This window comes from Methyloglobulus sp. (genome assembly GCF_964779595.1).
The window spans coordinates 158,115-170,324 of sequence record NZ_CBAROL010000001.1; the positions used below are offsets into that span (position 1 = coordinate 158,115).

At 44.8% G+C, this 12,210-nt stretch carries 11 protein-coding genes; 5 read left to right on the forward strand and 6 right to left on the reverse strand.

Going from position 1 to position 12,210, the window contains the following annotated elements:
* Nucleotides 1-34 precede the first annotated feature (34 nt).
* From AC1YY3_RS00795 to AC1YY3_RS00805, 3 genes are all read right to left on the reverse strand, one after another.
* Nucleotides 35-478 (reverse strand): YidB family protein, encoded by a 444-nt coding sequence (locus tag AC1YY3_RS00795; protein ID WP_481823804.1) that lies wholly within the window; start codon nucleotides 476-478, stop codon nucleotides 35-37.
* Between the two features lie 238 nt (nucleotides 479-716).
* Complete coding sequence (locus tag AC1YY3_RS00800; protein WP_481823805.1) at nucleotides 717-1,055, reverse strand: DUF2782 domain-containing protein; 339 nt, start codon at nucleotides 1,053-1,055, stop codon at nucleotides 717-719.
* A 175-nt stretch (nucleotides 1,056-1,230) separates the two neighbouring features.
* Nucleotides 1,231-2,334: a sterol desaturase family protein gene (locus tag AC1YY3_RS00805; RefSeq protein ID WP_481823806.1), complete on the reverse strand. Its 1,104-nt coding sequence runs from the start codon at nucleotides 2,332-2,334 to the stop codon at nucleotides 1,231-1,233.
* A gap of 466 nt (nucleotides 2,335-2,800) precedes the next feature.
* Between AC1YY3_RS00805 and AC1YY3_RS00810 the strand changes: the two genes are divergently transcribed.
* Both AC1YY3_RS00810 and AC1YY3_RS00815 read left to right on the forward strand, forming a co-directional pair.
* Nucleotides 2,801-3,517 (forward strand): glutathione S-transferase family protein, encoded by a 717-nt coding sequence (locus tag AC1YY3_RS00810; RefSeq protein WP_481823807.1) that lies wholly within the window; start codon nucleotides 2,801-2,803, stop codon nucleotides 3,515-3,517.
* 171 nt (nucleotides 3,518-3,688) lie between these two features.
* On the forward strand, nucleotides 3,689-5,575 hold the full coding sequence (locus tag AC1YY3_RS00815) for a potassium transporter Kup (protein ID WP_481823808.1): 1,887 nt from the start codon (nucleotides 3,689-3,691) through the stop codon (nucleotides 5,573-5,575).
* 81 nt (nucleotides 5,576-5,656) lie between these two features.
* On the opposite strand, the gene AC1YY3_RS00820 is transcribed toward AC1YY3_RS00815, so the two are convergent.
* Nucleotides 5,657-8,008 carry a TonB-dependent receptor gene (locus tag AC1YY3_RS00820; RefSeq protein WP_481823809.1) on the reverse strand — a complete coding sequence of 784 codons (2,352 nt, stop codon included), beginning with the start codon at nucleotides 8,006-8,008 and terminating at the stop codon, nucleotides 5,657-5,659.
* Nucleotides 8,009-8,229: 221 nt separating this feature from the next.
* Here AC1YY3_RS00820 and AC1YY3_RS00825 point away from each other — a divergent pair, with 221 nt between their 5' ends.
* Complete coding sequence (locus tag AC1YY3_RS00825; RefSeq protein ID WP_481823810.1) at nucleotides 8,230-8,796, forward strand: DUF2058 domain-containing protein; 567 nt, start codon at nucleotides 8,230-8,232, stop codon at nucleotides 8,794-8,796.
* 105 nt (nucleotides 8,797-8,901) lie between these two features.
* Here the strand turns inward: AC1YY3_RS00825 and AC1YY3_RS00830 are convergent, their stop codons facing one another.
* Nucleotides 8,902-9,525: a thiol:disulfide interchange protein DsbA/DsbL gene (locus AC1YY3_RS00830; protein ID WP_481823811.1), complete on the reverse strand. Its 624-nt coding sequence runs from the start codon at nucleotides 9,523-9,525 to the stop codon at nucleotides 8,902-8,904.
* Nucleotides 9,526-9,624: 99 nt separating this feature from the next.
* The gene (locus tag AC1YY3_RS00835) at nucleotides 9,625-10,326 is read right to left on the reverse strand and encodes a c-type cytochrome (RefSeq protein WP_481823812.1); all 702 of its coding nucleotides are present in this window, start codon (nucleotides 10,324-10,326) and stop codon (nucleotides 9,625-9,627) included.
* Between the two features lie 104 nt (nucleotides 10,327-10,430).
* On the opposite strand from AC1YY3_RS00835, the gene yihA reads away from it, so the two are divergent.
* Together yihA and AC1YY3_RS00845 are read left to right on the forward strand one after the other, a co-directional pair.
* The gene (gene yihA / locus AC1YY3_RS00840) at nucleotides 10,431-11,051 is read left to right on the forward strand and encodes a ribosome biogenesis GTP-binding protein YihA/YsxC (protein ID WP_481823813.1); all 621 of its coding nucleotides are present in this window, start codon (nucleotides 10,431-10,433) and stop codon (nucleotides 11,049-11,051) included.
* Nucleotides 11,052-11,524: 473 nt separating this feature from the next.
* Nucleotides 11,525-12,133 carry a DUF938 domain-containing protein gene (locus AC1YY3_RS00845; RefSeq protein ID WP_481823814.1) on the forward strand — a complete coding sequence of 203 codons (609 nt, stop codon included), beginning with the start codon at nucleotides 11,525-11,527 and terminating at the stop codon, nucleotides 12,131-12,133.
* The last annotated feature ends 77 nt before the right edge of the window (nucleotides 12,134-12,210 follow it).

Consider the following 12,210-nt stretch of genomic DNA (forward strand, 5'->3'; position numbering starts at 1 on the left):
CATTGTTGCAAGCCTTATCATTATGACGATTTTCTTATGCTGATTTATTAGCAAACAAGCTAGTAAGACCAGCCAAACCGGCTTCCAGTAATTTGTTGTCGCCAGGAACTTCGCCATCTGGGGTCAATTTATCAATGATTTGCGGCAGCAAACTGGTCAAACTGCCAGCTACATCAGCGGTGTTGATGCCAAATTTTTCAGCAAGACCTTGTACAAAGGACGAACCTAGCACAGCTTGGAGTTGTTCTGCGGAAATAGGCAGGTTTTCTCCTTTTCCTACCCAAGAAGCAACCTGGTCAGCTAGTCCGCCTGCGGCAATTTTTTCTACTAAGCCCGATAAGCCACCTGATTGGGGATCACTAAGCATACCTATAACCGATTCAAGTAGGTTATGGTCTGTACCACCGGCTGCTGCTGGAGCGGCACTGCCGGCGACTTGGCTTTTAATTACACCTAAAACTGCGTCTAAAATACCCATGTTGATGTCCTTTTGTTAAGTAGTTGATGGATGTGGTGAGACTGTGTTTTTTCTTACTTCTTAGCACAAAGCATCATACTGCTTTCAGCAATTGCGGTCAAAATTTAGCTGTTCTCCGCTATTGACTATTGCATTATGAAATGCTGCGTAGCATTTTTACTGATTGGGTAGGAAGCTTGACGATGGATTTATCAGCAATTCCTTAAGCAAAAACCAGCCAAATAGGATCACTACAAACTCAGTCCCACTCCAGTATTTTCCACATATTGACTCGGCTACCTTTATCCATATCATTGCCACGGACATCCATTTTGCCGTCGCCATCAGAGTCAATAAAGTAGTAGGGCGGGCCTACATCAGGGATGATTTTAACCATGTAGAGCTTGCCGCCCTGCCGATATTCTTGGATGGTTTTTTTGCCTTTGCGAATAATGGTGATGTCCGGCTCCATTTCTTCCCCGCTTTGCACAGGCAAAGGCGGTTCAGGCACTTCGGGTACGGGATCAAGCGTGGGTGGTTGTTCATCCACCGCGTAAGCAGGTAGTGCAAAAAGGCATAACAATAAAAGACGACGCATGACAGGCTCGATTAAAATAACAACGAAGGCTATCTTATTACATTCTCGTTGATTTATTCGATTAAAAACTAAAGGGAAATTCTAAATAAGCCATCCTTGGCGAATACAGAATTAGAATTTATAGGCGAATAGCACATCATTCCATTACAAAACATAAGCTTATTGTCCATAAGCTTTAACGCCACTGAAGATTGCTTTGCTTAAAATCTTTCTGGGACTGCTGCCGAAATGCCTGATTAAAATTGGATAACATGAATTTACAATAATTAACCACTGCCTCCCAGCCGAAATGGATGCGGCGATGATTATTTCCATACACCGCATTCAAAATATCCTTTTTTGCTTCCAGCCAATCGCGCATTTCATAACCGGGATAAAAATTGCGTTTTTCGGCTTTATAAAAAGCGGCCTCGGCGATCATCACGTTCAAGTTTGCGGACTGAGTGTGAGCCGCCGGAGTTTCTATACCAAAACCAAATTTTATCAGGTTGAATAAATCCATTGGTGAGCTGACTTTTATACCTATCGCTTTAGGTTCGATTTCTGACAGGGTTCCAAACAGCCTATCCCAGATCGAAAATACCGCCCCATAGTTGCTGTCGTGTTCGCACCGCTCAGTCGAGTGATGCACCCTGTGCAGAAAAGGTACAATCATGAAACGTCCCCAAAACCGTTCGTATTTAAAGCTGGTGTTGGTGTGATGGAACATGATGCACAAGGTAACAAGGGTTTCAATCGCCAACACCAGCACTTTGTCGATGCCCAGAATAACAATCAACAAAGCCTTAAGGATGTTAGTGACAAGTATCTCCACAAAATGCAGCCGGAATGCCGTCGATACATTCAAATAAGGATCGTTATGATGCACGCGGTGGAACAGCCATAAAGCATCCACCCGATGACAGGCTTGATGCCAAACATACAACAACAAGTCAACGGCCAAAAAAGCCAAAAGTGCCTTTAATGCAGGGTTAGTCACATAGTTAAGCAGCCCATAGCTTGAATAGCGTTCGGCAATGATGAACAGCGTTGAAACCGAACACACCGACATCAAGATGCTGTTAAAAACAAATAGGCTGATATTGGTTTGATATGACTGGCGCGTTTGTTTTGTTGGACGGTTTATCTTAGGAAAACGTACTTCCAAGTTAGACAAGCCGACAAAGCAGATCATCAGCATGAAAGCCACCAGCTCGCCGGTCAGCTCAACAGGCCATGAAGTAGACCATGCCGAGTTCGATAAAGGCAAAAGTGTGTTTACAATTAATTCATTTAACATTTGTTTATCCTCCAAATCTAACGAGTCATCGTTGATTAAGGTTTAGCTTACCCAAGGTTAATGACATATTGATGACGGCGAGGTTACCTATTTCAAATAGGCTTGTCACCAAGCGTGGGGTATAAAAACCTGACGCTCTCTATAAATGTTGAAGCAGTTAACATGCCAATAATTTAAACGGCGCAGAATTTACAGCTAACATACTGATAATATAAGTATTTTAAGGCTTTTAAGATTGAGAGGGAATGATAATTTACGTTGTTTATTTGGTAAATTTGCTTACCAAAAACAACGCTTGCGCCACAAGGTAGTGCAAAGCTGGTGCTAATCTGCACTTTTTTATCAACAAGCCTTGGTTTCCGCCAAGCACGAACCCCGTCTAAACTTGTATAAAGCAACGGGTGAGCTTAAGATTACTTGCACAATTGCAGTGACCTTTTGATAACAACCAAATCGGAGTAAAAAGATGATTAAGCTTTACCAATTTGCCCGTACCTGGGGCATTCCCAATTTAAGTGTGTTCTGCGTCAAGGTTGAGACCTACTTGCGGATGAATAAGCTGCCCCATGAAATTGTCGAAACACTACCGCTCAAAGGACCACGAGGAAAGCTTCCGTATCTTGAAGACGAGGGAAACAAGCTCTCAGATTCTCGCTTGATTGTGAATTATCTAAAAGAAAAGTATGGTGATACTGACAAGACACTACTTACCCCAGAACAACAAGGCCTTGCCAAGGCGTATCAACGCTTACTGGAAGAGCATCTGTATTGGATAGGCATGGTCACGCGCTGGAATTACACGGAAGAAAACTGGCAAACAAATAAACAGGCGATCTTTGGTGGTTTGCCGCCGATTGCCCACGATCTGGCGGCGGCGACTTATCGCGTAAAAATTAAGTCGCAGATCAAAGGCCACGGCATAGGGCGTTTAACTCACGAGGAAATGTTTGAACTCGGTAAGGAAGATATTGATAGTCTTGCTGATTTTCTCGGCAGCAAAGCTTATTTTATGGGTAAACAGGCAACTAGCCTGGATGCCTGTGCTTATGGTGTTCTCGTCAATACGCTGGGTTGCCCGTTCCCATCGCCGCTGAGAGATCATGCTTTGAGCAAGCAAAACTTGTTGGATTATTGTAAGCGTATGCAGGCAGAGTTTTTCCCTGAGTTACCTTGGGTGGGATGATGGCTGATTGGAAAGTTTGCTCTACCTCAGCACACTAAATCTGAGCCTACTTACGTCCACACCAAACTACTAAGTGCTTATTAAGTAACCCATTATGCTACCTGAGTAACGTCAACCCGCAATATTCGATTATAATCAAAGCGTATTAACCCTTCCCCATTCAATCATCATATGTCCGCAAACTCAGAAAATCATTCCAAGCAACAACTGACCACGCTTGCTCTGGGCGCAATTGGTGTCGTTTTCGGCGATATTGGCACCAGCCCCTTATATGCACTCAAAGAAGTCTTCCACGGTGGTTTGCCGATTGATGAAAACCATGTTTTGGGCGTGTTATCGCTGATTTTTTGGTCATTGACGTTGGTAGTGACCACCAAATACGCCATTTTCATTATGCGTGCCGACAACAAAGGCGAAGGTGGCATCATGGCGTTGATGACGTTGGCGTTGCATGGCTCGCACGACAATCCCAGCAAAATGCATTTTATCGTCACCATCGGCTTGCTCGGTGCGGCGTTGTTTTACGGCGATTGTATTATTACGCCGGCAATTTCCGTACTCAGTGCGGTAGAAGGTTTGCAAGTCGTCGCCCCCCAATTGGAACATTATGTATTGCCCATTACTATTGCGGTATTGAGTGTGTTGTTCATCATCCAAGCCAGAGGGACTGGTGCTGTCGGTAAAATTTTCGCGCCCGTGATGTGCTTCTGGTTTGTTGCGCTGGCGGTCATGGGTGTGGTCAATATTATCCAAGAGCCGAGCGTGTTGATGGCCGTCAACCCTTATTATGCGGTGCATTTGCTGTGGGAACTTGGCTGGCGCGGATTTTTGATTATGGGTGCAGTGGTGCTGGCGATCACTGGCGCTGAGGCGTTGTACGCTGATATGGGGCATTTCGGCCTAATACCGATCCGTTACGCCTGGTTTGGTTTCGTATTTCCGGCACTGTTGATGAACTATTTTGGACAAGGTGCGTTGTTAATTGGGCATCCTGAAGCAATACAAAACCCCTTCTATCTGCTGGCACCAACTTGGGCACTGTATCCGTTACTGATCTTATCGACGTTGGCGACCGTCATCGCCTCGCAAGCGGTGATCTCAGGGGCGTTTTCGATTACACGACAAGCGATTCAATTGGGTTACTGCCCGCGCATGGATATTTTTCATACCTCCGGCGACGAAATGGGGCAAGTGTATGTGCCTGCCGTTAATTGGCTGCTGATGTTTTCCGTATTCGTGCTGGTGTTAAGTTTTCAATCCTCGTCCGCACTTGCTTCTGCTTACGGTATCGCTGTTACCGGCACCATGATTATCGATACCATCCTAGCCTTCATCGTCATGAACGCGCTTTGGAAATGGAAAACAACCGCTAGCGTGATTTTTTTGTCGAGCTTTTTAGTCATCGACGTGCTGTTTTTCTCTTCCAATAGCCTAAAAATTCCGACAGGTGGTTGGTTGCCACTGGCGGTTGCTACGGTGTTGTTCCTGACTATGACAACCTGGATTAAAGGCCGCCAGATGTTAACAGAACGTCAAAACGAAAAGCGCGTATTGTTCGAGGATTTTGAAACAGCATTGCAAAAAAATCCGCCAGCGACAGTACCAGGTACCGCGATTTATTTGACCCGAAGCCTACATGGCGTACCGCAAGTATTCTTACATAACTTTGAACACAACCATGTCCTGCATGAGCAGATCATTGTGCTGACCATCGTCACCAAAGACGAACCTTATGTTGACGAGGCGCATCGGGTTAAAATCCGGTCTTACGGAGAAAATAGGCAGTTTTATCGGGTAAAACTCTATTTTGGTTTTAAACAGCCTCAAGACGTGCGGCGGGCGTTGGAATTATGTATGCAGCAAGGATTGGACACCGATCCGAAAAAAGTATCGTTTTTTGTTGGCAGGGAATTTATCTCGTTCCGCCGTAGCAGCCAGATGCCTGCCTGGCGCAGGCCGTTGTCTCGTTTCTTGTTCCAGAACTCATCCAGCGCGATTGAATTTTTCAAAATTCCGGTGGATCGGGTTATTGAGCTTGGTATCCGTGTTGAATTGTAATAGCAGTGGAGACACGGCGTGGTGGTCATCTATTAGAGTTGCCGTTTGCACGGTTCACCATCGCCATCCATTTTAGTGCCTTTACAAACTCAACCGCACCCCAATCCAGCCGCCACGGGGTGCGCCTGGGGATACAAATCGTCCATCATTAAATCCTGGCAACACTTCGTTTGCTACCCCAAAAACCCCGAATGAGTTGTAGTGGGTATCAAAGATATTATCCAGCTTGCCAAATAAGGTGAAGTTCTCCGTGACCTTGTATTCCGCCGTCGCATTAAATAGCCAGTACCCAGACAATTTAGGTGTAAGATTGGCTTCATCGCCCCTGAATACCTTATTCCCGCTATAAGTGCCATTTATCCCCAGTGACAATTTTTTCCAAAGATCAACGCCGATAGAAGCCTTAAAAATATGTTCAGGAATGCCGGGAATTCTGTCGCCATTACCTACAATGGCGCGAATAGGATCACCATTGGCATCCACGGCAGTGGGATGCTGTATATCGAAGCTATCTTGAAACCGCGCATTTAAGTAGGTGTAGTTGGTCGAAAAATGCCAGTCGTCAATACTGCTCAACAACTGCGGAAAATTTGCTGTTGCACCTGTTTCGATCCCGTAACGGCGAGTTTGCCCGACATTACTAAAGAAGCCCTCGGACACACTGTCGCCACCGCGATTAAAAATAATATCGGCATGGTTGATGGTATGAAAGAACCCCAGATTCCATTTTAAATCGCCGTCATGTGGAATAAAGCGGTTTAGGTCGCCCCTAACGCCAGTCTCCCAGGTTTTGGCCACCACTTGTTGCAAAGGTGGGTCGGCAACAAATGCATTCGGCAAACGACAAGGCGCTTCAGGATCCGCGCAGCTTAATTCCATGGGTGTTGGTATGCGTGAGGATTCGCTGTAGCTGCCATAGACATTCAAATTATCCAAGGCTTGGTAAGTCAACCCTGCCGATGGATTTAACCTTTCATACGTATGCGAGCCATTTAGATTTTTTTCAGGATCGTTAATATACTGATCCTCCATATTGATATGGCTGTAGTTATAACGTCCTCCGATAGTTGCTGTGAGCTTATCGGTAATTGAAAAACTATCGGTCAAAAATACCCCTACAGTAGACGTATTGGTGTGTAAGCGAACTTTGGATTCATCCACAAAAATACCACTGCCTACCGTGCCCCTGTCATCGGTCAGCCTTGCCAGTTCGGTATCGGAGGCAAAATGCACATTGGCGTTGTCGTAACTGACACCGACGACTAAATTATTCTGATGTTTAAATAAATCCTGGTTGAAGGTCGCTTGCAAAGTGCCGCCACGGCTACGCATTTGAGTGGCGCTGGTGTTATTGGTTGCGCCTGGATCATCATTGTTAGCCAGTACCTCATCCGCCCTGACCAGTTGATTGTCAATACTGATAACATTGCCACCGTCTTCATCACACATCAGGGAATTTGGATCATTTTCATTGCACGCTTCAAAATCGCTGTCATCGCCATTGAAGGTCTTGATTCGATTTTGGCGAAAATAAGCATTACCGCTCAGTTGAATGTCATTGGTAAGATCATAATTACCTTCCAACTCGGAGAAAAACATTCGGGTCACGGTTTGGTCGGGATGGGTAAAAACTGCTTTTCGGTCTATAGCTTGCAATTGCACCGGCGCTGCGCCGTTGCCTCTTAATCGGTTGTCATTGCCGCCCAGTGTTAAATCGAAAGAACCTTTATCGCCGCGCCAGCTTAACGTGCCAAAGGCTTGGTCGGCCTTGCTGGGTGAGAAAGGTCGCCAGCCGTTTTCCTCAAAGTGATGCAAATCCAGGAAATAACCCCACGTGCCATTGTTCCAGCCCGTGGTCAGTTCCTCAGAATGCCTGTCCCAAGAACCGCCATAAGCTTCAATTTGATGGTGTGGCGCAGAAAAACCGGTTTTGGTTTTGATGGAAATGGAACCACCCAGGCTGTTCAAGCCGTAAACCGGATTGGAACCAGGATATAAAGCCATGCTGTCAATTGCGCCCTGCGGAATTAAATCCCAGTTGACACTATCCCCGAACGGTTCGTTAAATCGGACACCGTTCACGTAGGTCGATAAACCCTGTGGCAAACCCAACAAGGGCGAGGCCACAAAGCCGCGATAATAAATATCCGGCTGCAGGGGGTTGTTTTGTGCCTCGTTGACGCTCACGCTGCCCAGATAACGGTTGATATAATCGGACAGGGAAATCGTCTGCGCTTTTTTAAGTTGGTCGGCATTCACCGTTTGTACATTCGCGGGGATTTTTTCGGCAGACAAATTACTGCCCTGCAACGGCGTTACACCGATAACCTCAACCGCTTCCAACTCAATCGCAGTCTGTTCTTCCGCTAACACAATGCCGTTAAATGCAATAAGGCATAATGCAGGAAAAAATTTATTCTTGTTCGTCTTCATAACCTGTCAAAACAGCAAAATTAAAGCAGTCTAGCCAAAAGGAAAGCACATAACCAGTTATCCGGCAAAAAAGGAAAAATTCCTACATGTAACGAATGTTTGTCATCACTTTTTGATGATAGTAGGCATCAAAAATATATCTTGCTGTCTGCTTGATTAATTTTTTGACCTCTGCGCTTGGGGCTGTAGAATGCAATGTACCGTTTCGTGGAGTAGTCAATATGGCAAAATTGTCATTACAAGAGCAATTGTTAAAATCCGGATTGGTCGGTTCTGGGCAGGCAAAAGCCGTAAAATCGGAAAAACATAAGCAAGCAAAGCAACAGCAGCACAATAAGACAGCGGTTACCGATGATTTAAAACAACAGGCTCAAAAAGTACGGCTAGAACAAGCCGAAAAAGACCGCGAACTTAATCAACAGCGCAAGCAGGAAGAAGAGCGTAAACAACTTGCCGCGCAAGTTAAGCAGCTGATTGAGCAAAACCGGTTACCCAAAGATAAGGCACTTGCCGATCAGCTCGATGAAGGCTTGGCTTATCACTTTACCGATAACAACAAGGTAAAGACTTTGTACGTATCAAAAATCCAACGCGTACAGATTACCCAAGGACAATTAGCGATTGTACGATTAGGCAAGCAATATGAAATAGTCTCCGCCGAAGTCGCTGGTAAAATCAAATTACGTGATGAAACCAGTGTTATCGTATTTAATATGTTGAATCAACAGCTTGCTGAACAAGAAGACCCCTATGCAGCTTACCAAGTACCTGATGATTTGACTTGGTAGTTTTGCAAACAGCTACTCTTTTCCCACATCATTAGCGAACGGAAACCGGATTTCAGGTAATGTTGAAGGTGAGTGGATTCCTATAACAACTTTTGGGGACTGGTATTATTTCCCGCTGCTTTCTTTTTTAATAAGCTCATTCATTACATCAGTCATTTTTTCTTGAGATCCCGCCAAAGTTCCATTGGTTCTGTATTTGCCGTTAACGATTATTGCCGGAACGCCAGTTATACCGTACTTTGCAGCAAGAGCTGGTGCTTGGCGCATTTTTGAATCAATGATGAAAGAGTTATAAGTCTCACGGAAATCCGCATCTTTAACGCCGTGGGCGGCAAAGAATTTGGCTAATTCATCTTCTGTTTCAAGGGTTTGCTTTTTCTCTTGGATGGCATCAAAAAAATCGGCATGGACTGCATCAACAACGCCTAAAGCTTCAGCAACAAAATAAGCTTTAGCATGTTTGCCCCATTGCTCATTAAATACCGCAGGTATACGGATGAAATCGACATTTTTCGGCTTTGTTTTTAACCATGCCGCTAATGAAGGCTCAAAACTGTAGCAATGCGGACAGCCGTACCAGAAAAATTCTATAACCTCAATTTTGTCTGGATTGGAGGTCGGTTGTGCAGGAGATATGGTTTCGTAGGTTAATTTTTCTTCTGCACTTAGCAGTGCTGAGAAGGAACAGAAAAACACTAATACTGCAATTCCAGCAAATTTCTTCATCATCGGTTTTGTCTCCAAATGGTCAATTTATATGTCACAGTATAAGTTCAACTTAATGAATAGGAAATGAACCTGCTCATAATTCAGCTTAAATACTAACGCTTATTTCATGGTCGAAATGTGATAGGAAACAGCCTTGATTTCCTCATCACTCATTTTCTTTGCAATCATCACCATCATGTTATCAGGATTATTGCTACGCGCACCGGTCTTAAAATCGGTTAGGGTTTTTATCAAATAATCGGAATGTTGTGACCGTAATGCGGGGAATGCAGCGGGTTTATTACCTTCGCCAGCAGGACCGTGACAGGCGATACAAGCCGATACTTCGCTGGTAAGATTGCCGTTTCGGTACAGATTACTTCCGACAACCAACAAGTTTTTCAGGGTTTCTTTAGCTTTATTTTCATCGACTACTTCGTCAGCATTATCATCTGGCGGTAACGTAGGCGCAGGATTTACTGAAATACTTTGTGCTGAATAATAAGCCGCAATATCAAGCATATCCGCATCGCTTAAAGCCATTGCCATGGGTGCCATCACGGGGTCGTTACGGTTTCCGTCCTTAAATGCGTGTAATTGGTTGAGCAAGTAGGATGAATGCTGCTGTGCAAGTTTAGGGAACGTAGGTATCGCACTATTGCCATTTTCGCCATGACAACCGCCGCAAGAACTTGCTTTACTCTTTCCTGCCGCACTATTACCTGCGGCAACTGTATCTTCAGCATGTAAAATAGGTGCGGTGCAGGATAATGCCAGTGCAAATGTCGGTGTCAATAAAAGTGCCAACCAGTTTTTCTTCATCAGGTTCCCCTTCGGAATCGTGTTATGTGTGTGGTAGCCTTAATGCGCGAGGCCGTTAACCAACTTAAATTTTACCTTATTTACCACAGCGAAGCGAGACAGCGATGAATCCAGTTTATCATCAAGCAAAATTTATGAATAGTTCGCCCAGTCTCAAAGATACTCCGCCGGATGTGGGTAAGGAAATCGCTTTTGCTGGGCGCTCAAATGCTGGTAAATCCAGCGCAATAAACACCTTAACGCGACAAAATTCCCTGGCACGGACGAGCAAAACCCCAGGCCGGACGCAAATGCTGAATTTTTTTGAAATCAATGAAAATCAGCGCTTTGTTGATCTACCTGGTTACGGTTATGCCAAAGTACCCGTCGATGTGAAACAAAAATGGCATCAGCTAATGGAAATATATCTCACTAAGCGCAAATCCTTGTGTGCCATTATTTTGGTGATGGATGTGCGGCATCCCTTAACCGAATTCGATTGGCAAATGATCGAATGGTGTCAACATACCGGCTTGGCGTTACACATTTTGCTGACCAAGGCGGATAAATTGACTTTTGGTGCGGCTAAAAACACCTTGTTGCAAGTTCAACGCGAGCTTAAAGACATTAACATCCCGTTAACAGCGCAGTTATTTTCCGCTTTGAAAAAAACCGGGATTGATGAGGTGCATCAGGCGTTGGATGAGTTGTTTAGTATCAATTATATAGCTAATTCTGAAGATTAGAAAAACGGTAATAAAAACAGTCATTGACCCCACGTTTCGTAGGGAAATATCGCCAAATACGCTTTGTGTTTCGCCTCGTCGGAATGGTATGAAATTCGTTCTCACGCTGGAGCGTGGAAACAATGAAAAGGTATTGACAGATTGGAGAATGGGGTCTACAAGTCGTCGAAACAGAATCTATAGCGCACTGAACGATAGTTTACTGCTGGCTCTACAAACTTCATAACAGAGGTGATGACAATGATGAAATTAGTGATGGAGGCAGTAATGCTGATCGTAATAGTTTCAGGGATGGTGTTTATGACGAAGGTGAGCGCAAATGAGAATAGTTCTGATGACACTTTACCTGACAAATCCGACGATGACCTAGATAGCGATGATTCTTAGCGCAGATTAGGATCTGATGCGATAAAAACTTGTAGCAACTCAATATCAGCCTCGATTGACCGCAACAGACATTCCCAGCTATACAGATGGATAAGCCCTACTCCCAAGCCTGCGAAAACAATAAAGCAGCTATTTTGGCGGTCATTCGGGAGATATTTAGTGAACCAACAACTGTTTGGGAAATTGGCAGCGGTACGGGGCAACATGCGTGTTATTTTGCCAGCGAACTATCGCATCTTATTTGGCAACCAACAGATGTGATCGCAAATCTCCCAGGCATTAACGCATGGCGAGATGAGGCGCAATTAGCTAACCTTAGCGAGCCGTTAGCTCTTGATGTTACCCGTCCAATTTGGCCTTGCGACGGCGTGGATGCAGTTTTTACCGCGAATACCTTGCACATCATGAATTGGCAAAATGTTGAAATCCTATTTGAACGATTTCAAACTTATCTAAACCCATCTGCAACGGTTTGCATTTATGGGCCATTTAACTACAACGGCAAATACACCAGCGACAGCAATGCCAATTTCGACCAGTGGTTGAAAAGCCGTGATCCTTTGAGTGGCATCCGAGATTTTGAAGCGGTGATGGCTTTAGCTGAACACACTGGGCTTAGGTTATTGAAAGATAATGCTATGCCAGCGAATAATCGGCTGCTGGTTTTGCAAAAGTCAGCCAACACATTCGCATGAACAATTTTTGTAACTATCCAGGCCTGTAGGGTGCGTTGCACGCACCAGGTGCATGAAATGCACCCTACTTCTGCTGA

Excerpts from the sequence above, each read along its gene's own strand:
- AC1YY3_RS00795 (WP_481823804.1), bottom strand. The coding sequence starts at position 478 with ATGGGTATTTTAGACGCAGTTTTAGGTGTAATTAAAAGCCAAGTCGCC.
- AC1YY3_RS00800 (WP_481823805.1), bottom strand. The coding sequence starts at position 1,055 with ATGCGTCGTCTTTTATTGTTATGCCTTTTTGCACTACCTGCTTACGCG.
- AC1YY3_RS00805 (WP_481823806.1), bottom strand. The coding sequence starts at position 2,334 with ATGTTAAATGAATTAATTGTAAACACACTTTTGCCTTTATCGAACTCG.
- AC1YY3_RS00810 (WP_481823807.1), top strand. The coding sequence starts at position 2,801 with ATGATTAAGCTTTACCAATTTGCCCGTACCTGGGGCATTCCCAATTTA.
- AC1YY3_RS00815 (WP_481823808.1), top strand. The coding sequence starts at position 3,689 with ATGTCCGCAAACTCAGAAAATCATTCCAAGCAACAACTGACCACGCTT.
- AC1YY3_RS00820 (WP_481823809.1), bottom strand. The coding sequence starts at position 8,008 with ATGAAGACGAACAAGAATAAATTTTTTCCTGCATTATGCCTTATTGCA.
- AC1YY3_RS00825 (WP_481823810.1), top strand. The coding sequence starts at position 8,230 with ATGGCAAAATTGTCATTACAAGAGCAATTGTTAAAATCCGGATTGGTC.
- AC1YY3_RS00830 (WP_481823811.1), bottom strand. The coding sequence starts at position 9,525 with ATGATGAAGAAATTTGCTGGAATTGCAGTATTAGTGTTTTTCTGTTCC.
- AC1YY3_RS00835 (WP_481823812.1), bottom strand. The coding sequence starts at position 10,326 with ATGAAGAAAAACTGGTTGGCACTTTTATTGACACCGACATTTGCACTG.
- yihA (WP_481823813.1), top strand. The coding sequence starts at position 10,431 with ATGAATCCAGTTTATCATCAAGCAAAATTTATGAATAGTTCGCCCAGT.
- AC1YY3_RS00845 (WP_481823814.1), top strand. The coding sequence starts at position 11,525 with ATGGATAAGCCCTACTCCCAAGCCTGCGAAAACAATAAAGCAGCTATT.